This window comes from Pseudacidovorax sp., from assembly GCF_017991995.1.
In the GTDB taxonomy this organism is placed as follows: Bacteria; Pseudomonadota; Gammaproteobacteria; order Burkholderiales; family Burkholderiaceae_C; genus Xenophilus.
Window position 1 is genome coordinate 21386 of sequence record NZ_JAGOPN010000004.1, and the last position, 18052, is coordinate 39437.

The following is an 18052-nucleotide window of genomic DNA, read 5'->3' on the forward strand; positions in this document are numbered from 1 at the left end:
GAGGGGCTTGGGCGGTGGATGGGCTGCGGGGCAGATAAAGGCCGCGGCCCTCACCCCAACCCTCTCCCAAAGGGAGAGGGAGCCAGGCCACGCTCAAGGCTAGGCACTGCTGAACCAGCGGGCGCCGAAGAAGAAGGGCAGGCGCGAAATGCGGTTGGCGGGGATCAGCATGGCGAGATGTGCAGCGCTGCGGTCAACCCACGAACGGCATCGACGCCCGCAGGCACTGCGCCGCCCACTCGGCCGGCGGCTCCTGCGCCTCGCGCGCATGGTTCGTCACCTCCACGCTCACGGGCAGGTCGGCCGGCAGGGCGGCGAACAGGCCCTGCAGGTCGATGCTCCCATCGCCGGGCAGCAGCCGGGCGCAGCGCGCGGTGTGGATCAATTCGTCGTTGCTGAAGTGCGTGCCGGCCTCGGCATCGCAGATCTGCGCGTAGTGCAGCAGCTCGCGCGGAATGGCGCGGATGTCCACCAGCGTGCTGCTGCTGCGGCCGAAGTGCAGGGCGTCGACCAGGATGCCCGCATTGCCCGGCGATCCGGCGTTGCGCACCACGCGCAGCGCGGCGGCCGCATCGCGCACGCCGGTCCAGGGCATGAACTCCAGGTCGGCCGTCATGCCGAAGGGCTTCATCACTTCGCACAGACGGGCGTAGTTCTGCGTCAGCCGGGCCTCGTCGCCGTCGTCGCCGGCCACCAGGATGGCACGTGCGCCCAGCGCGGCGCCGATGTCGTAGAGCGCGTCCCAGCGGTGCGGGTCGAAGTCGGCGTCGATGCGGATGATCTCCAGGTCGAACACGCCCACGCCGGTGTCGCGCAGGGCGGCCTGCGTCTCGCGCAGTGCAGCCGGCTGGCCGATCAGCTGCTGCTGCGGCGCGCCCGGGGCGTTGGGCCAGAGGCGCAGGCCGACGAAGCCGTAGCCGGTCTGCGCCGCCAGGCGCACCGCCTCGGCGGGGGGGCAGCGGTGGCTGCTCAGGTAGGCGAGGGAAAGCGGACGGGCCATGGTCGCTGTGTCACTTCATCGGCGAGACGGCCGTGGGCATCGCGATGGTCGAGACCATCTCGGTCGTCAGGTGGGCCGGCCCGCCCTTGGGCGGCCAGATGCCCTGGGCCACGGCATCGGCGCGGGCGCGGCTGCGCGCGTCCAGCGTCGGGTAGGCCCAGATGTTGGTGAAGCGCGCGGCGCCGTCCAGCGCCACCATGGCCACCACGCAGGGCGAGAGCTTCTCGCGCGGCGGCAGGTATTCCTGCCACAGGTCGATGGTCGGCTGCGTGCCGCCCGGCTTGATGCCGTAGGTGCGGATCTCGTAGACCGGCCCCTGGATGCCCGACTCGGCACTGGGCCTCGCGGGCTTCATCCAGTCGAAGCCGCGGTAGCTGTGCTGCTCCAGCCGCTGGTAGATCTCGCCGCAGCCGAAGGGGCTGGCGCTGAGCTGCGTGCGGGCGCGCTCGGCCTGCAGTACCTCCAGGCTGTCGAAGCCGCGCAGCACCAGCATCTGGTTGAGAACGCCGATGTCGGTGAACCAGCATCCCAGCAGCTGGCCCTGCGCTTCCGGCGCGGTGGCGAAGGCCTGGACGGCGGTGGCGGCCGTGCCGGCGGTGCCCATGGGCAGGGTCAGCGTGGCGAGTTCGTAGTAGTGCATGCGATGGATTCCTCGTGAAGGGAGTGGGGCGCCGTGGCGGCCGAACGCGCAGGCGCCGACGGTGGCTCCAGCGGCACGCCGGCCGCGTGGTGGCCGGCGATGAAGCCGAAGGTCATGGCCGGACCCAGCGTGATGCCGCCGCTGGGGTAGTGGCCGCCCATCAGGCTGGCCATGTCGTTGCCGGCGGCATAGAGGCCGGGCACGGGCCGGTCGTGGTCATCGAGCACGCGGGCCTGCGTGTCCACACGCAGGCCGGCAAAGGTACCCAGGCTGCCAGCGACCACGCGCACGGCGTAGAAGGGGCCGCGCTGCAGCGGGGCCATGCAGGCATTGGGCTGGCCGGGGCGGGCCTCGCCCTGCACGCGGTTGTAGGGCGTCTCGCCCTTGCCGAAGTCCAGGTCATGGCCGTCGGCCGCCATGGCGTTGTAGCGCGCGACGGTGGCGGCGAGGCCGGCCACGTCGATGCCGCAGGCCGCGGCCAGCTCGGCCAGCGTGCGGCCGCAGCGCAGATAGCCGCGCTTGCGCCAGCCGCGCGTGGGCATCGGCCAGGGCTTGGCCGCGCCCAGGCCGAAGCGGCGGAAGAAGTCGCGGTCGCACACCAGCCAGGCCTGCACCGGATCGCCGGGCGGCGTGGCTGCCAGCAGGCCGTGCATGAAGTCGTGGTACGAGTCGGCCTCGTTGACGAAGCGCCGGCCGTCGGCGCGCACGGCGATCAGGCCGGGCTTGGCACGTTCGATCAGGTGCGGGAAGTGGCCGGTGCTGCCGTCGGCGCGCGGCACCAGCGAGACGGGCGCCAGCGCCGCGGCCTGCACCAGCCCGGTGGCCATGCGGCCGCCCGCGGTTTCGCCCAGCCGCAGTCCATCGCCCGTATTGCCCGGGCTGGCGGCGGAGTGATGGTCGAGGCCCTCGGGGCCGGCATGCGGCAGCAGGCGGGCCTTGCGCGCCGCGTCGTGCGGGAATCCACCGCAGGCCAGCACCACGCCGCGTGCGGCCTCGATGGCGAGCGGGCCCCGGGGCGACATCACCTCGGCCCCGGCCACACGGCCGTCCTTGTCCAGCAGCCGGCGCGCGGGATGGGCGGTGAGGATCTGCACGCCAGCCTCCAACGCCGAGGCGGCCAGCGCCGCAACCAGCGCATTGCCGTTGACCAGGCACCGCCCACGGCCATGCAGCAGCCGGTCGCGCGCATGGGCCAATACGCGCCGCGTCACGTACAGGAAGGACGCGGGCGAGGTCGTCGCGTCCAGAAAGTGCCGCAGCTCCCGGCCCGAGGCGATGCCCATGCCCCACAGCGTGGTCTCGAGCAGCGGCGGCTTCAGGTCGCGCAGCCGCGCGCCCAGGCGCCGGCCGTCGAAGGGCGCGGCGCAGACCGATCGGCCGCCCGTGCCCGCATGCGGGCTGTGGCCATGGAAGTCGGGAATCGCATTGCCGTCGATGAACTGCAGGGTGGTGCGGCGGCGGAAGAACTCCACCATGCGCGGCGCCTGCGTGAGGAAGGTGCGGGCGCGGGCCTCGTCGAACTGCGCACCCAGCTCGTGGCGCAGGTAGGCCAGTGGTTCCTCCAGCGGCTCGTCGATGCCCGCCGCACGCGCCAGCGGATTGCGCGGCACCCACATCCAGCCGCCGCTCCAGGCCGTGGTGCCGCCGAACTGCGGCTCCTTCTCGACCACCACCACCTTCAGCCCCAGCTGCGCCGCCGTCACCGCGGTGGCCAGGCCGCCCGCGCCCGAGCCGATGACCAGCAGGTCGCAGGGCAGCGTGCGTGGAGAGGTGGCGGCGGGGGCGTCGGTCGGGCGGGCAGGCATGAAGAAGGGCGCCGTCAGGCGGCGTAGATGGGCACGCGTCCGGGAGGCGCTGCCGGTGCCGTCTTCTGGAAGAAGGGCGAGGTGCCGCTGGCCGCCGCCATCTGCGCGGCCGTCTCCAGCAGTTCGGGGGCAAGGGCGCGCATGCGCTCCTCGGTGAAGCGCACGGTGGGCCCGGCGACGGTGATGGCGCCGATGGGCGGGCGGCCGGCGGGCTGCACCACGGCGCCGATGGTGCTCAGGCCCGGCGTGTAGGTGTCGATGGTGAGGGCATAGCCGCGCTCGCGCGTGGCGTGCACCATGGCCATCATTTCCTGCACCGTGCGCGGCGCATTGGGGCCGTACTCTTCGGGCTGGCCCAGGCCCTGCCGGGTGGCCAGGGCGATGGCCTCGTCGTCGCTCAGGGCCGCCATCCAGGCCAGGCCGGAGGACGAGCACGACAGCCGCGCATCGCTGCCCATGTCGGGGTCGTAGCGCAGGCCCTGCCGGGCACCCTGGGCCCGGGCCACCCAGGTCAGGCGCTCGCCGTCGATCACCGACAGCCGCGCCAGCTCGCCCGACAGCTGCGCCAGCCGGTCCAGCAGCGGCTGAGAGAAATCGACGATGCCGCTGTGGCTGAGGAAAGAGAGGCCCAGCGACGACAGCTTGGTGGTCAGCATGTACGAGCCGAGCTCGCGCGTCTGGCGCACGTAGCCGGTACGCGTCAGGTCGGCCAGCAGCCGGTGGGCGGCGCTGCGCGGCATGTTCAGCGTGTCGGCGATGGCGGCCAGCTCCAGCCCCTCGCCATGGCGCGCCAGCAGTTCGAGGATGCCCAGGGTTCGATCGAGTACGCCGCTCATCGGGGATGTCCTTCTCGTGGTCTTGGAATGAGGCGGGCAGCGTACAGGATGAGGATGCGCACGGCGGGCTCAGCCCAGCGCGACGGTGCAGCCGCGCTCGGCGGCATCGGAGATGGCCAGCGTGGCCGCCAGGGTGCGCAGGCCGTCGGCGGCGCTGCACAGCGGCACCGTGGCGCGGCCTTCGACCAGGTCGACGAAATGCTCGAGCTGGCGGGTGTAGGGGTCGGCGGCATGCACGGCGGTCTGGCTGCGCGTCATCTCGGCATGCCAGCTGCGATCACCCGCGTAATGCCACAGCGACAGATCAGGCAGCGACAGCGAGCCGTGCGTGCCGGCGATGAAGTGCGAGTTGACGGCCTGTCGCGGGTACTGCGGCTGCTCGCCGGCGCAGAAGTCCCAGCACCAGGGCGCGGTGGCGGTGTCCGACACCATCACCGTGCCCAGCGCGCCGCTGGCGAACTGCAGGCTGGCCACGGCCGTGTCCTCCACCTCGAAGCCGCGCGTGGCATTGCTGGCGAAGGCCTGCACGGCGCGCACCTCGCCGAGCAGGAAGCACAGCATGTCGATGTCGTGGATCAGGTTGATCAGCACCGGGCCGCCGCCGGCCTGGCGCCGCCAGGCCGCTTCGAAGTACGCGTCGGGCTTGAGGAAGGTGGCCATGGCCTGCGCGGCCACCACGCGGCCCAGCCGGCCCTCCTGCATCAGCTGGCGGGCACGTTGCAGGATGGGGTTGTGCCGCCGGTGGTGGCCCACCAGCACCGGCACGCCGCGCGCGGCCTGGGCCTCGGCCAGGTGGCGGGCGTCTTCCACCGTGCCGGCCACCGGCTTCTCGACCAGCACCGGCACGCCCGCGGCCAGGAAGTCCAGCGCCACCGGCACGTGCGTGGCGTTGGGCGTGGCCACGATGGCGCCCGCGGGCCGGTGGGCGGCCAGCAGCTCGGCATGGCTCGCATAGCAGGGCACGCCCGCGGCCTCGGCCAGCGCCTGTCCGGCCGCGGTCGGATCGGCAATGGCGCACATCCGCGCCCGGCTGCTTTGCTGCAGGCGGTCGATGTGCGTGCGGCCGATGACGCCGGCGCCGATGAGCGCGATGGGGGCCTTCTGGGGCATGGGCGGGATGTCTCCTTGGCCGCGACTGTAGGTGGATTTGAAATGAAGTTCAATAGTTGAACATGATTCCATTTATCGATAGGATCGCCGCCAACGCTGCCGCCACCTTCGCCGGCAGACCCGAACATCCAGGAGACAGCCAATGTCCGAGCCCCAGCTCAGCGGCGCCACGCGCGTCCACTTCATCGTGGGAGATCCCATCGCGCAGGTGAAATCGCCCGCGGGCGTCACGCAGGCCTTTGCCGAGCGCGGCATGGACGCCATGGTCATGCCCGCGCATGTGGCGCCGACCGATCTGGCCACCTGGCTGGCCGGCGTGTCGGCGGCCAGGAACGTGGACGGCGTCATCGTCACCGTGCCCCACAAGTTCGCCTGCGCCGCGTTGTGCACCACGCTGTCGGAACGCGCGGCCTTCCTGGGCGCCACCAACACGATGCGCCGCACTGCCGACGGCCGCTGGCATGGCGACATGTTCGACGGCCTGGCCATGGTGGCCGCCCTGCGCGACCGCGGCGGCGAGCCCGAGGGCCGTCGCGCGCTGCTGGTGGGCGCGGGCGGCGCCGGCTCGGCCATCGCCCATGCGCTGGTGATGGCCGGCGTTGTGTCGCTGGACATCCACGACGGCGACGTCGCCCGCCGTGATGCGCTGGTGGCACGGCTGGCGGGGTTGGGCCGCTGCCCCGTCGGCGTCGGCTCGGCCGATCCGGCCGGCTACCAGCTGGTGGTCAACGCCTCGCCCGCCGGCATGCGCGACGACGACCCGCTGCCCGTGGACGTGGAGCGTCTGGCGCCCGATGCCTTCGTGGGTTGCGTGATCACGCAGCCGGCCGTCACGCCCCTGATCGCCGCCGCCCGTGCGCGTGGGCTGGGCACCGCCACCGGCACCGACATGTTTGCCCGCGTGCGTGACCTGATGGTCGACTTCCTGGCGGAGCCCCGGTCGTGAAGCGCCTGCAGACGCTGGCCGATCTGCCCGAAGGCGCGGCCTTCGACCTGGTGGTCATCGGCGCGGGCGGCGCCGGCATGGCCGCGGCCCTGTTCGCGGCCCTGGATGGCCAGCAGGTGCTGCTGGTGGAGCGCACCGCGCATGTGGGCGGCACCACCGCGCTGTCGGCCGGCACCTGCTGGGTGCCCGGCACGCGCGAAGGCGCCGCGGTCAACCCGGCCGACACGCTGGCCGAGGCCGCGCGCTATCTCGACAACGCCATCGGCGAGCACTCGCCGCGCGCCTTGCGCCAGGCCTTCCTGGACCACGGCGCCGAAGCCATCGCCCAACTGGCGGCACGCACCGAGGTCAAGCTGCGCGCCTACCCCCGGCACCCCGACTACATCTCCGACCTCGAAGGCTCGACCGTCGCCGGCCGTGCGCTGGAGCCGCTGCCCTTCGACGGCCGGCTGCTGGGTGAGTGGTTCGCGCTGCTGCGCCCGCCCATCCCCGAGTTCACGGTGCTGGGCGGCATGATGGTCGACCGCACCGACATCAACCACCTGCTGGGCATGACGAAGTCGCTGGCCTCGCTGCGGCATTCGGTGCGCCTCCTGGCGCGCCATGGCCGCGACCGCCTGCGCCATGCGCGCGGCACGCGGCTGGTGATGGGCAATGCGCTGGTGGGGCGGCTGCTGTATTCGCTCTCGCGCCTGCCCAACGTCACGCTCGCCATGGAGACCGAGCTGATGCGGCTGCAGCGCAGCGACACCGGCGTCGACGGCGTGGTGCTGGCCCAGCGCGGCCAGCGCCGCAGCGTGGCCGCACGCGCGGGCGTGGTGCTGGCCAGCGGCGGCTTCAACCGCCACCCCGAGCGACGGCAGGCCCTGCTGCCCGGTGCCGACATCGGCTGGTGCCCCGGCGCGCCCGGCCACACCGGCGAGGCCCACACGCTGGCCGAGGCCGTGGGCGCGCGCTACGGCAGCGGTGCGATGAGCGCGGCCTTCTGGGCCCCGGTCTCGCGCCGCATGCGCAGCGATGGCAGCACCGCCCTGTTCCCGCATTTCGTCATGGACCGCGCCAAGCCGGGCGTGCTCACGGTCAATGCCGCGGGGGAGCGCTTCGTCAACGAAAGCACCTCGTACCACCTCTTCGGCCTGGCCATGCAGCAGCCCGGTGCCGACGGGCAGCCCTCCATCCCCGCCTTCCTCATCTGCGATGCCGCGGCCCTGCGCAAGTACGGCCTGGGCATGGTGCGCCCGGGTGGCAAGGGCCTCGCGCCCTTCCTGGCCGACGGCTACCTCACGCAGGCCGACACGCTGGCCGGCCTGGCCCAGGCCCTGGGCATCGATGCGCAGCGTCTGCAGGCCACGGTCGAGCGCTTCAACACCCTGGCGCGCAGCGGCGTGGACAGCGACTTCCACCGCGGCGAGACCGCCTACCAGCGCAACCTGGGCGACCCGGCATGGCCCGGACCCAACCCCTGCCTCGGTCCGCTGGAAGAAGGGCCCTTCTATGCCGTGCGCCTCTATCCGGGCGACATCGGCGCGGCCCAAGGCTTTGCCACCGACGCCGACGCGCGCGTGCTCGACGCGCAGGGCCAGCCCATCGCGGGCCTCTATGCGGTGGGCAACGACATGCACTCGATCATGGGCGGCGTCTACACGGCGCCGGGCATCACCCTCGGCCCGGGCCTCGTCTTCGCGCACCTGGCGGCGCGGCATGCGGGCTCGCGCCTGCGCGAGGCCGTCACCCCCTAGCCGCCACGCGCCACACGTGCATGACAGACCGGGCAAACCCCAGTCCCTCATGCACGAAAAGTCCGGCGAATGGCCGGAAATGTCGAAGCAGCCCCAGGGCAGGGATCGAAGAATCCACCCCCACACGCAGCCATGACCGGCGGCCTCGAAAGTCCGGTTGGCGCGGGCCCGCCCGCAGCCTTGCCACCAGAGCAACGACGACAGGAGACACACATGCCGACCCTCGGCCAACCCCATTCAACAGCCGCCACGGCGCTGATCACCGGCGCCGCGGACGGCATCGGCTGGGCCACCGCGCAGTGCCTGGCGCAGCGGGGCTGGCGCGTGGCCCTGCTGGACCTGCGCGCCGAGGCCGCGCAGGCCCGCGCCGCCGAGCTGGGCCCGCAGCACCTGGGCCTGGGCTGCGACGTGAGCGATGCCGGTTCCGTCCAGGTGGCGGTGGCCGCCGCGCAGGCCGCGCTCGGCCGCATCGACGCCCTGGTCAACAACGCCGGCATCGGCGAGCAGGCCGCACCCACGCTGGCGCAGACGGCCGAGGGCTTCGACCGCGTGCTGGCCGTGCACCTGCGCGGCAGCTTCCTCATGACGCAGGCCGTGCTGGGCTTCATGCGCGAGCAGCCGCGCGATGCGCGGGGCAACCGCGGCGCCATCGTCAACATCGGCTCCATCGCCAGCTTCGGCGGCATTCCGGGCCGCAACGCCTACAGCGCCGCCAAGGCCGGCGTGCTGGGCATGACGCGCGCACTGGCCTGCGAGTGGGCCCGCGAGGGCATCCGCGTGAATGCGGTGGCGCCCGGCTATGTGCGCACCACGCTGGTGGCGGCCCTGGCCGAGCGCGGCGATGTGGATGCCCGCGCCGTCGCCGAGCGCACGCCGCTGGGCCGCATGGCCGAGCCCGAAGAGATCGCCGAAGCCATCGCCTTCCTGGCCTCGCCTGCCGCCAGCTATGTGACCGGCGCCACGCTCAGCGCCGACGGCGGCTGGAGCGTGCTGGGCGCGCCCGCCCAGGCCCTGGCGCCGCTGTGAGCGGGCCGCACCCGGCCGCCACCTTTCCCACCGCACACGCATCACGGAGACGACCTTCATGCTGACCATCAACCTCTTCAACGGGCTGGTCTACGGCGCCCTGCTGATCATCATGTGCTCGGGCCTGGCGCTCATCTACGGCCTGCGCCGGGTGGTGAACTTCGCGCACGGCTCGCTGTACATGCTGGGCGCGTACATCGGCTACTCGGTGGCGCTGCGCTACAACTTCTGGGCCGCGCTGGTGGCGGCGCCGGCCATCATGGCGCTGCTGGGCGTGCTGCTCGACCGCTACGGCTTCCGCCTGCTGCAGGACCGCGATCCGCTCACCGTGGTGCTGGTCACCTTCGGCCTGCTGCTGGTGATCGAGGACTTCGTGCAGACCACCTGGGGCAAGAGCAACCTGTCGGTGGAGGCACCTGCCGTGCTGGCCACCTCCATCGACTTCTTCGGCACGCCGCTGCCGGCCTACCGTGTGGCGGTGATCGGCGTCGGCGCGCTGGTGGCGCTGGGCCTCACGGGCTGGCTGCGCTTCTCGAAGGCGGGCCTGTTCGTGCGGGCCGCCAGCACCGACCCCACCACCACCGCCATGCAGGGCGTCAACACCGATGCGCTGTCGGCCGGCGTGGTGGGCCTGGGCACCGCCCTCGCGGGCCTGGCCGGCGTGGTGGCGGCGCCCTTCCTGTCGCTGTCGCCATCGATGAGCAGCGACGTGATCATCGATTCCTTCGTGGTGGTGGTCGTGGGCGGCCTGGGCTCGCTGGCCGGTGCCTTCGTCGCCGCCATGGTGCTGGGCATGGTTCAGTCGCTGGGCGCGGTGTACCTGCCCGACCTCTCGGCCATCCTGCCCTTCGTGATCATGGTCGCGGTGCTGATCTGGCGCCCGGCGGGCTTCGCAGGTAGCCGCACGTGAGCGTCGTGCGCAAGACATCAGGGAACCAGAGGAGCGCATTCATGACAAGCAATGTTCGTATCGGCCTGGCCGGCGCCGCGGCGCTGGCGGTGGGAGGCGCGGTGGCGCTGGGCGTGGGCTCGGGCACGCTGCTGTCGCTGTTCACGCAGGCGGTGATCTATGGTGTCTTCGCCTCGGGCGTGGGCCTGCTGCTGCGGCAGAACGGCATGGTCAGCTTCGGCCATGCGGTGTTCTTCGGGCTCTCGGGCTACACCGTCGGCATCGTGATGGAGCTGGGCTGGATGCCGGCCGAGCTGGCCATCGTGGCCACGCTGGCGGCGCTGATGCTCTTCGCGCTGCTGGTGGGCCTGGTGATCGTGCGCGTACCCGGCGTGGCCTTCAGCATGATGACGCTGGCCATCGGTCAGATGTTCTTCCTCACCGCCTCGCGCTCGCGCGGGCTCACCGGCGGCGCCGACGGCATGAACATCAACTGGCCTTCCACGCTCTTCGGCGTGCCGCAGTCGCAGCTGCTGCAGCCGGCCGTGCTCTTCATGGTGTGCTGGACGGTGCTGGTGCTCACGCTGCTGGTCCTGGCGCTGCTGCTGCGCGGACGCTTCGGCAGCGTGACCGAGGCGGTGCGCGACAACGAGGAGCGCGCCCGCTTCATCGGCCTGCGCACGCTGCTGCCGCGCGCCGCCATCTATGCGCTGTCGGCCGGCGTGGTGGCCGTGGCCGGTCTGCTGTCGGCACTGAACACCGGCTTCGTCTCGCCCGAGGCGCTGCACTGGAGTGTCTCCGGCGTGGCGCTGATGATGGTCGTGGTCGGTGGCTACAAGGCCCTGTGGGGCCCGCCGCTCGGCGCCATCGTGTACTTCATGTTCAAGGACGTGCTGGGCGACTGGGCCACGCACTGGATGGCCATCTTCGGCGTGGCGCTGATCACCGTCATCGTGTTCTCGCCCACCGGCATCGCCGGAGCGCTGCAGAAGCTGTGGAACCCCAGGCGGCGCGCCGCGGCAGCGCCCGCCACCGCGAGTGCCGGCCACACGGCCGCACCCGCCACGCCCGTGGTGCGCCCCGCCACCTCGGCCCGCTGAGCCGCATCGCAACCAGGAGACAACAGGCATGAGCGACTACGTGCTGCAGGCCCGCGACGTGGCCATCCACTACGGCGGCGTGAAGGCGGTGGACGGCGTGGAGCTGACGCTGGAACGCGGCCAGATCCGCGGCCTGATCGGCCCCAACGGTGCCGGCAAGTCCACCGTCATCGACGCCATCACTGGCCGCCGCCGGCTCACCCGCGGGCAGGTCTTCCTGCGCGGCGAGGACGTGAGCGCCCTCGGCCCCGTGCAGCGGCGCCAGCGGGGACTGTCGCGCAGCTTCCAGCGCACCAGCGTCTTCGGCCAGATGCGCGTGCGCCGGCAGGTGGCGCTGGCCTCGCACTGCATGAACCCGAAGGACAGCGAGGCCGACGCGCAGGCCGTGCTCGAAGAGCTCAACCTGGCCCACCGCGCCGACGACGTCGCCGAAGACCTGGGCTACGGCGAGCAGCGCCGTCTCGACCTGGCCCTGGCCCTCGTCGGCCGGCCCACAGTGCTGCTGCTGGACGAGCCCATGGCCGGCCTGTCGGTGCAGGAATCGCACGACCTGGCGCGCCACCTCAAGGCGCTGACCTCGCGCTGGAACGTGTCGGTGCTGCTGGTGGAGCACGACATGGACGTGGTGTTCGGCATCAGCGACGCCGTCACCGTCTTCGAACTCGGCCGCGTGATCGCCAGCGGCGAGCCTGCCGAGGTGCGCGCCAATCCGCGCGTGCGCGAGGCCTACCTGGGGAGCGCCGCATGAGCCCGATGAATCCACGCAACGCCATGAACGACGGCATCCTGCTCGAACTCGACCGCGTCGATGCCTTCTATGGCGCGGCGCACATCCTGCACGGCCTGTCGCTGCAGGTGCGCGCGGGCGAGCGCGTGGCCCTGGTGGGACGCAACGGCGTGGGCAAGACCACGGTGGTCAACACCATCCTGGGCCTGGCCAGCCTGCGCGGCGGCCAGGTGCGCGTGGGCAGCCAGATCCTGCTGCGCCCGCGGCCCTACAACGCGGCGCAGAACGGCGTGGTGGTGGTGCCGCAGGGCCGGCGCATCGTGGCCAACCTCACGGTCGAAGAGAACCTGCTGCTGGGCGCCGCCACCGGCCGCCCCGGCCACTGGACGGTGCCGCGCATCTACGAGCTCTTTCCCATCCTGCAGGAGCGCGCCCACACGCCGGGCACCGCGCTCTCGGGCGGCCAGCAGCAGATGCTGGCCGTGGGCCGCGCCCTCATGGCCAACCCCTCGCTCATCCTGCTGGACGAGCCCACCGAAGGGCTGGCGCCCGTCATCGTCGACCAGCTCGCGGTCATCTTCAACCAGGTGGCGGCGCAGGGTACGGCGCTGCTGCTCATCGAGCAGAACATGAGCCTGGTGGTGCGCGTGGCCGAGCGCTACTACGCCATGGCCAAGGGCGCCGTCATCGCGCAGGGCGCGGTGCACGACAGCCGCGAAAGCCTGCAGGATCTGGAGGCGCACGTCATGGTCTAGCGCCATTGACTGCCCCTGAGAACGCCGCTCATACGCCACGCACACGCCGCGCGCGCATCGCCCGCACGCGCAGGCCGCACGCAGCAACCCCGCAAGCACGGCTGCCGGACCGCCTTCCGGCGCACATCTTCATCCACCCGAGGAGACACAACCATGCACAGCACCACCCCATCCATCTCGCGCCGCGCCGCCACCGCCGTGGCCGCGGCCCTCGTCGCCACCGGCGCCGCCATGCCCCTGGCCGCCTGGGCCCAGGGCAAGGAGCCGGTCAAGGTCGGCCTGGTGTCCTCCAAGTCCGGCGTGTTCGCGCAGCAGGGCGAGGAGGTGATGCGCGCCGTCAAGTTCGCGGCCGACGAGGCCAATGCCAAAGGCGGTGTGGACGGCCGCAAGGTCGAGGTGGCCGAGGCCGACGACGAGGGCACGCCCGACGCCGGCCGCCGCGTGGCCGAGAAGCTGGCGCGCGAGGGCAACAACCTGCTCATCGGCTCGATCCCTTCGTCCATCTCGCTGGCCATCGCGCAGAACCTGGACCGCTGGGACGCCGCCTACTTCGTGGTGGCCAGCAAGTCCGACAAGCTCACCGGCGACACCTGCAAGCCGCGCAGCTTCCGCACCAACCACTCGGACGCGATGGACATCGCCATGATCAACGAGTGGGCCAAGGACCTGAAGGAAAGCACCTTCGCCGTGCTGGCCGCCGACTACGTGTGGGGCCGCGACTCGGGCGAATCGTTCAAGAAGGCCGTCGAGGCCAACGGCAAGAAGGTGCCGCTCTCGCTGTATGTGCCGCTGGGCACCAAGGACTTCTCGCCCTACATCGCGCAGCTCAAGAGCAGCGGCGTCGAGGCCATCTGGGTGGCCGAGACCGGCCGCGATGCCATCGCCTTCGTCAAGCAGGCCGAGGAGTTCGGGCTCATCCCCAAGACCAAGCTCATCGGCCATGCGCTGATCCAGAACTTCATGATCAACGCCACCGGCAAGGCGCTGGAAGGCACGCCCGGCAACACTGCCTACACCGCCACCATCGACAACCCGCGCAACAAGGCCTTCGTGACCGCGTGGAAGGCCAAGTTCAACCGCGTGCCCACCGACAACGAAGGCCAGGCCTACAACGGCATGCAGGTGATGTTCGACGGCGTGAAGAAGGCCGGCAGCGTCAAGCCCGCGGACGTGTCGAAGGCGCTGCGCGGCGCGCAGCTCGACACCATCTACGGCAGCGTGACCATGCGCGCCGCGGACAACCAGCTGCTGCTGCCCAACTACGTGGCCCGCGCCAAGACGGTGGACGGCGCCATCGTGCCGGTGATCGAGCACGTCTTCCCGCCGTCGATCGTTCCCGCACCGTCGCCCGCCTGCAAGATGTGAGCAGCGCTGCCATGCCTTCCGCCACGGCCGACGACGCCCCCCGCCTGCCCACGCATGTACTCGTCACCGGCGCGGCCGGCGGCATCGGCCGCGGCATCTGCCTGGCGCTGGCCCGGCAGGCCCGGCGCGCCGGCAGCGCGCTGCACATCAGCGCGGCGGCCAGCCAGCCCGGCGACAAGCTGGAGCGGCTGCTGGATGAACTGCGCGCCGAGGGCGTCACGGCCGGCGGCGTCACCGGCGACCTGACCCAGCCCGACGCCTGCCGCGCCCTCGTGGCCCAGGCGCAGGACGCGGCCGGCGACCTGGGTGCGCTGGTGTGCAACGCCGGTGCCTCGGGCCCGGGCCGCCTCGCCGACCTCACGGTCGAGCAGTGGGACCACACCTTCCACCTCAACACCCGCAGCGCCTGGCTGCTGGCGCAGGCTGCCCGGCCGCAACTGGCGCGCACCCGCGGCAGCATCACCGCCATCGCCTCCATGTCGGGGCTGATGCCGCACCCGGGCTATGGCGCCTATTCACCGGCCAAGGCCGCCCTCGTCATGCTGTGCCGCCAACTGGCGCAGGAATGGGCGGCCGACGGCATCCGCGTCAACGCCGTCTGCCCCGGCATGATCCGCACCCCGCTCACCGAGGCCGTCTACCAGGACGACGCCACCCACCAGGCCCGCCGCGTCCTGGTGCCCCTGGGCCGCATCGGCACCGCCGACGACGTGGGCGAGGTGGTGGCCTTCCTCACCAGCCCCGGCGCTGCGTATGTGACCGGGCAGGCGCTGACGGTGGATGGGGGCGTGGCGGAGCACATGCTGGGGATGATTCCGGGGAGGCCGGGGAAGGGGGCGTAGTGCGGCGGCCGAGCAGGGGTTGCGAATGCCGTGGCGTTACGCGACCGCGTTGTTTTTGATGTCAAAGCTGCCGACGACGGTCCCTGCGCTGCCTCCGGATGCGTTTTGCATCAGGTATTCCTGCTTGATCTTGGCAAAGGACAGGTGGATTTCTTCGAAATGACCGCCACCGCCGCCGCATGGGCTCACCTTCGTGATCAGCACGTCGGAAAGCGTGATTTTCATGAAGTCGAGCGGAAGGCCCCCTGCCTTTCTCAACGTCAAGACAGCCTGGGCGAAGCGCCTGCCAGCAAAGCAGGCCGTCATCAGCCCAGGGGACGCTCGATCAATGTTGTGGATCAGCTCCATGTCATGGGCCGTCGCTTTCGGAGCGCCGCCGCCCGAGCCGCTCATCATTCGTCCCTCCTGATGAACCGCCCAGCTCCACGACGTGATGTCTATTTCTCCGAGATGCTTGGAGTCCTGCGATTCACCGGTGATGCCGTCTATTTTTAGAAAGATATCCGAGGCCATTGATTTCCCTTGAGTTTAGCGAATTATTTTGAGCCAGCCGTAAAACCGGAATGCGAGGTACACGGCAATAGGAAACCAAAGAATGACCAACGAATTGATCGCCGTGAATTCCATCTCTTCCACGCCGATATAGTTCATCAGTCCGAAAATGTCCAGCCATCCTACGATTCGCAGCCAACCATAGAAGGTGCTGTCTGAGCTATAAATCAGCCATGCGCTGGCGAGGACGCCCGCTGGCCATACGCAAATAAAAAGCAGAGTGGCCAACGACGCGCGTACTGCCCTCGAGGTCAAGACCTTCATTCGGTCACCTCGACGACGCCGTATGCCAAGCCCGTTCCGTCGGGTATCGGCATGCGGACGGTCCCAAGCAGCCTCTTGCGCAGCCTGCTGAAGGCGGCTTTGTCGGAAAGTGTGATGCACCCCTCGCTGATATTCAGACGGCCATGCGGATGCAGCCTGAAGTTTCCCCTGCGGACGCCATTCACAAAAGTTTCGTCGTCGACCGTTCCATCGTCTCGGTACAGGGCGAACCATGTGGAATGATCGTTGTCGTTGACCCAGTCGACGGCGGATGTGTAAAGCCTGGAGAAGAATCCCCCGCTGCCTCTGTCGACGATGTAATACCTTCCCACAGGGAGAGGCCCCACGCCCGGCTTGTCAGAATAGTCGGCGTTGTTTTTGGAGCTTCCGTCCCTGCCCGAAAATGCGGCGAACTCGCCGACGCCTTCGCATCGCAGCGAAGACAGTTCACGTTGGTCCAATTTGAATTTGCAGTTGATAGGCATGCTGGGGCCTATTTTCTGCATTGCTTTTCATCAGAAAGGGGATGCCACAAACGCTAACGAGTTTGTACGCTAAACATTTCCGGAAAAAACTGGAGTGATGCTTTCGAATTCGGTGCTGTAGGGGCGCGAAGGCGCCGAGCGGCTGCGCCGACTCCTGGCAGCGCGCGCCGAGGGCCGGTCCAGCGCGACGGCACAGGCGAAGGCGCGCCGCGTTTATCGGGCGTAGGCGAGCCCTTCTTCCCAAGCCTGCGCCAGTTGCTCGCGCAGCGCCGCCGTCACGCGCGTGTCGCCTTTGGCCTCTTCCAGCGTCGCGCGCATGGCCTCTGCGATCCGGACCAACACTTCGGCGGGCTGCGCAACACCGCATACCCGGCGGCCAAAGTCCACCAACTCATCGGTCGTCGGATACGCCTTGGTCTGGTGCTTGCCCGCGAACAGCTTCAGCGCAAGGGTGCGGTCCTCCAACTCAGGTCCGCCCGGCGAGCGGGCGTACCTGTAGATGGAGGTCGTGACGACATCGAACATGGGCGCCAGCCACATCTCTTCGCGGGAGCGATAGAGCAATCCGAAGTTCTTGAGGTGCGCATCGCCGTTGTGGACCATGACGGAAAAGGCCACCTGCTCGAAGAAGCGATGCAGGTTGCTGCTGTGAAGCTGGAACTGACGCAGCAACTCGGCGACCCGCTGGTAGCTGCCCTGGTACTTGCGGTCCGACAGAACGTCGCGCACGCGCAGCCCCGCCAGCGCCGCAATGTCCTCGAAGCCAAGCCGCTCCACGGGGCCCTCCGCGTGGACGACCAGGTCGAAGCGGTCCAGAACCAGCATCTGCCCGTCGTCGGACAAAGCAAACGTCGGCACGTCGATGCCGGCGCGCCGCGCGGCGGTCAGGCACAGATATTCATTGGCCGCCAGTCCGGGGTAGGCAGGACTCGCCGCCTTGACGATGAGCGATGGGATGGGCACGGTCGGCCGGTCCGGCACCATGATCTTGGGCTGCATGCCTGCAATGCCCGCCCCCGTGCTCAGGTAGGCTGCCACCAGCTCGCTGAACACCTCTGGCGTGTACTGGGTGCGCAGCAGTTCTTGCTTGCTCAGCGTGCGTGGCAAAGCGGGCTGAGCCTGATCCGGCAGGCTGTACCCGAGCCGCCCAATTCCGTTGCGCCCGACCAGCGCCAGCATGTGCATGGGCGTCATTGGCTGCTTGGGAAACAGCTCGCGGATCCTCATGAACAGGTCGCCTTCGGGAAGGTTCTGGTCCATGGGCGGAAACAGGTCGCCGTCCTGCCAGCTCAGGCGCTCGCTGGGCGGCATCAGCAGGGCCACGGTGGGCTGCTCCGGCTCCGGCGACAGGTAGCGAAACTCGTACGTCGACGTCCGCAGCAACTGCCCTGCGTAGACAGCTTCTCCGATGGAGACGTCCAGCAGGCGAATCTTCTCAGGGAGCATCGTCGTCGTCCTGGAACCGCGCTGCGACTTCGCCGGCAGAGGGCAGCCCGGACCGTTCCAGCCGCAGTGCCAGACCGAGTGCGCCCAACACGGCCAGAAGGGAGGACACCGTGGAGTCTTCGCCCGCTTCGAGCCGGTAGATGACTTCGCGGACCTTTCCCGCCTTCTCGGCGAGTTCGGACTTGTTCATGCCCAGCGCTTCGCGTTGCTCGCGTAGCTGGCGGCCGAGCTCGTCCGGGAGCCTGATTTTGTCAGTCATAACTGGCATCGTAAGCTGTTTATGCGCAATATGGCAGCTGCAGCTGACATGATCAACGCTGTTTGTGAGTGCCTCGTAAGAGATGGACGGTATGGTCGCCGCATGGCGGGCTCCTCAGCCGTCTACACAGACCCCCGCCACAAGGCCGTTCTATGCTGGTGCCGGCAGCCGCATCGTTACTGCCACCACGCATGCAAAGTAGGTGTCTTCTCACCTGACCGGCACCTGCTGTGAAGGGCAGCGAAAACGGTTGTTGGGAGGTCGGC

Annotated in this window: 19 protein-coding genes; 9 read left to right on the plus strand and 10 right to left on the minus strand. The window is 70.0% G+C overall.

Features of this window, described 5'->3' with window-relative positions:
• Nucleotides 1–193: 193 nt before the first annotated feature.
• The 5 genes from KBC94_RS06595 to KBC94_RS06615 all read right to left on the minus strand — a co-directional run bounded on the left by KBC94_RS06595 (nt 194) and on the right by KBC94_RS06615 (nt 5391).
• A complete protein-coding gene (locus KBC94_RS06595; RefSeq protein WP_294367671.1) occupies nt 194–1000 on the minus strand; it encodes a TIM barrel protein in 807 nt (268 codons plus the stop codon).
• A 10-nt stretch (nt 1001–1010) separates the two neighbouring features.
• Nucleotides 1011–1640, minus strand: coding sequence for an NIPSNAP family protein (locus tag KBC94_RS06600; RefSeq protein ID WP_294367673.1), 630 nt, complete (start codon nt 1638–1640; stop codon nt 1011–1013).
• Nucleotides 1613–3445 carry an FAD-dependent oxidoreductase gene (locus tag KBC94_RS06605; protein WP_294367675.1) on the minus strand — a complete coding sequence of 611 codons (1833 nt, stop codon included), beginning with the start codon at nt 3443–3445 and terminating at the stop codon, nt 1613–1615. Before KBC94_RS06605 ends, KBC94_RS06600 begins: the two co-directional genes overlap by 28 nt.
• Before the next feature lie 14 nt (nt 3446–3459).
• Complete coding sequence (locus KBC94_RS06610) at nt 3460–4281, minus strand: IclR family transcriptional regulator (protein WP_294367677.1); 822 nt, start codon at nt 4279–4281, stop codon at nt 3460–3462.
• Between the two features lie 69 nt (nt 4282–4350).
• On the minus strand, nt 4351–5391 hold the full coding sequence (locus tag KBC94_RS06615; protein WP_294367679.1) for a Gfo/Idh/MocA family oxidoreductase: 1041 nt from the start codon (nt 5389–5391) through the stop codon (nt 4351–4353).
• A gap of 142 nt (nt 5392–5533) precedes the next feature.
• On the opposite strand from KBC94_RS06615, the gene KBC94_RS06620 reads away from it, so the two are divergent.
• From KBC94_RS06620 to KBC94_RS06660, 9 genes are all read left to right on the plus strand, one after another.
• Nucleotides 5534–6337 carry a shikimate dehydrogenase gene (locus KBC94_RS06620; RefSeq protein ID WP_294367681.1) on the plus strand — a complete coding sequence of 268 codons (804 nt, stop codon included), beginning with the start codon at nt 5534–5536 and terminating at the stop codon, nt 6335–6337.
• Nucleotides 6334–8076, plus strand: a complete 1743-nt coding sequence (locus KBC94_RS06625; protein WP_294367685.1) for an FAD-dependent oxidoreductase — start codon at nt 6334–6336, stop codon at nt 8074–8076. Before KBC94_RS06620 ends, KBC94_RS06625 begins: the two co-directional genes overlap by 4 nt.
• A gap of 213 nt (nt 8077–8289) precedes the next feature.
• Nucleotides 8290–9102, plus strand: coding sequence for an SDR family oxidoreductase (locus tag KBC94_RS06630; RefSeq protein ID WP_294367687.1), 813 nt, complete (start codon nt 8290–8292; stop codon nt 9100–9102).
• 58 nt (nt 9103–9160) lie between these two features.
• On the plus strand, nt 9161–10012 hold the full coding sequence (locus tag KBC94_RS06635) for a branched-chain amino acid ABC transporter permease (RefSeq protein ID WP_017759334.1): 852 nt from the start codon (nt 9161–9163) through the stop codon (nt 10010–10012).
• A gap of 41 nt (nt 10013–10053) precedes the next feature.
• Nucleotides 10054–11091, plus strand: a complete 1038-nt coding sequence (locus KBC94_RS06640) for a branched-chain amino acid ABC transporter permease (RefSeq protein ID WP_294367691.1) — start codon at nt 10054–10056, stop codon at nt 11089–11091.
• A gap of 28 nt (nt 11092–11119) precedes the next feature.
• Nucleotides 11120–11839, plus strand: a complete 720-nt coding sequence (locus KBC94_RS06645) for an ABC transporter ATP-binding protein (protein WP_114801515.1) — start codon at nt 11120–11122, stop codon at nt 11837–11839.
• Nucleotides 11836–12573 (plus strand): ABC transporter ATP-binding protein, encoded by a 738-nt coding sequence (locus KBC94_RS06650; RefSeq protein WP_294367696.1) that lies wholly within the window; start codon nt 11836–11838, stop codon nt 12571–12573. Before KBC94_RS06645 ends, KBC94_RS06650 begins: the two co-directional genes overlap by 4 nt.
• 153 nt (nt 12574–12726) lie before the next feature.
• The gene (locus tag KBC94_RS06655) at nt 12727–13938 is read left to right on the plus strand and encodes an ABC transporter substrate-binding protein (RefSeq protein ID WP_294367698.1); all 1212 of its coding nucleotides are present in this window, start codon (nt 12727–12729) and stop codon (nt 13936–13938) included.
• An 11-nt stretch (nt 13939–13949) separates the two neighbouring features.
• A complete protein-coding gene (locus KBC94_RS06660; RefSeq protein ID WP_294367699.1) occupies nt 13950–14780 on the plus strand; it encodes an SDR family NAD(P)-dependent oxidoreductase in 831 nt (276 codons plus the stop codon).
• A gap of 36 nt (nt 14781–14816) precedes the next feature.
• Here the strand turns inward: KBC94_RS06660 and KBC94_RS06665 are convergent, their stop codons facing one another.
• The 5 genes from KBC94_RS06665 to KBC94_RS06685 all read right to left on the minus strand — a co-directional run bounded on the left by KBC94_RS06665 (nt 14817) and on the right by KBC94_RS06685 (nt 17786).
• Nucleotides 14817–15293 carry a type VI secretion system tube protein Hcp gene (locus KBC94_RS06665; RefSeq protein WP_294367700.1) on the minus strand — a complete coding sequence of 159 codons (477 nt, stop codon included), beginning with the start codon at nt 15291–15293 and terminating at the stop codon, nt 14817–14819.
• Between the two features lie 15 nt (nt 15294–15308).
• Nucleotides 15309–15596, minus strand: coding sequence for a hypothetical protein (locus KBC94_RS06670; protein ID WP_294367701.1), 288 nt, complete (start codon nt 15594–15596; stop codon nt 15309–15311).
• Nucleotides 15593–16081 (minus strand): DUF2778 domain-containing protein, encoded by a 489-nt coding sequence (locus tag KBC94_RS06675; protein ID WP_294367708.1) that lies wholly within the window; start codon nt 16079–16081, stop codon nt 15593–15595. Before KBC94_RS06675 ends, KBC94_RS06670 begins: the two co-directional genes overlap by 4 nt.
• A 213-nt stretch (nt 16082–16294) precedes the next feature.
• Nucleotides 16295–17527, minus strand: a complete 1233-nt coding sequence (locus tag KBC94_RS06680) for a type II toxin-antitoxin system HipA family toxin (RefSeq protein WP_294367709.1) — start codon at nt 17525–17527, stop codon at nt 16295–16297.
• Nucleotides 17517–17786, minus strand: coding sequence for a helix-turn-helix transcriptional regulator (locus tag KBC94_RS06685; RefSeq protein WP_017761419.1), 270 nt, complete (start codon nt 17784–17786; stop codon nt 17517–17519). Before KBC94_RS06685 ends, KBC94_RS06680 begins: the two co-directional genes overlap by 11 nt.
• Between the last annotated feature and the right edge of the window lie 266 nt (nt 17787–18052).

Bases quoted from the DNA above. Each gene is read 5' to 3' on its own strand.
- KBC94_RS06595 (WP_294367671.1), bottom strand. From the start codon at position 1,000: ATGGCCCGTCCGCTTTCCCTCGCCTACCTGAGCAGCCACCGCTGCCCC.
- KBC94_RS06600 (WP_294367673.1), bottom strand. From the start codon at position 1,640: ATGCACTACTACGAACTCGCCACGCTGACCCTGCCCATGGGCACCGCC.
- KBC94_RS06605 (WP_294367675.1), bottom strand. From the start codon at position 3,445: ATGCCTGCCCGCCCGACCGACGCCCCCGCCGCCACCTCTCCACGCACG.
- KBC94_RS06610 (WP_294367677.1), bottom strand. From the start codon at position 4,281: ATGAGCGGCGTACTCGATCGAACCCTGGGCATCCTCGAACTGCTGGCG.
- KBC94_RS06615 (WP_294367679.1), bottom strand. From the start codon at position 5,391: ATGCCCCAGAAGGCCCCCATCGCGCTCATCGGCGCCGGCGTCATCGGC.
- KBC94_RS06620 (WP_294367681.1), top strand. From the start codon at position 5,534: ATGTCCGAGCCCCAGCTCAGCGGCGCCACGCGCGTCCACTTCATCGTG.
- KBC94_RS06630 (WP_294367687.1), top strand. From the start codon at position 8,290: ATGCCGACCCTCGGCCAACCCCATTCAACAGCCGCCACGGCGCTGATC.
- KBC94_RS06635 (WP_017759334.1), top strand. From the start codon at position 9,161: ATGCTGACCATCAACCTCTTCAACGGGCTGGTCTACGGCGCCCTGCTG.
- KBC94_RS06640 (WP_294367691.1), top strand. From the start codon at position 10,054: ATGACAAGCAATGTTCGTATCGGCCTGGCCGGCGCCGCGGCGCTGGCG.
- KBC94_RS06645 (WP_114801515.1), top strand. From the start codon at position 11,120: ATGAGCGACTACGTGCTGCAGGCCCGCGACGTGGCCATCCACTACGGC.
- KBC94_RS06650 (WP_294367696.1), top strand. From the start codon at position 11,836: ATGAGCCCGATGAATCCACGCAACGCCATGAACGACGGCATCCTGCTC.
- KBC94_RS06655 (WP_294367698.1), top strand. From the start codon at position 12,727: ATGCACAGCACCACCCCATCCATCTCGCGCCGCGCCGCCACCGCCGTG.
- KBC94_RS06660 (WP_294367699.1), top strand. From the start codon at position 13,950: ATGCCTTCCGCCACGGCCGACGACGCCCCCCGCCTGCCCACGCATGTA.
- KBC94_RS06665 (WP_294367700.1), bottom strand. From the start codon at position 15,293: ATGGCCTCGGATATCTTTCTAAAAATAGACGGCATCACCGGTGAATCG.
- KBC94_RS06670 (WP_294367701.1), bottom strand. From the start codon at position 15,596: ATGAAGGTCTTGACCTCGAGGGCAGTACGCGCGTCGTTGGCCACTCTG.
- KBC94_RS06675 (WP_294367708.1), bottom strand. From the start codon at position 16,081: ATGCCTATCAACTGCAAATTCAAATTGGACCAACGTGAACTGTCTTCG.
- KBC94_RS06680 (WP_294367709.1), bottom strand. From the start codon at position 17,527: ATGCTCCCTGAGAAGATTCGCCTGCTGGACGTCTCCATCGGAGAAGCT.
- KBC94_RS06685 (WP_017761419.1), bottom strand. From the start codon at position 17,786: ATGACTGACAAAATCAGGCTCCCGGACGAGCTCGGCCGCCAGCTACGC.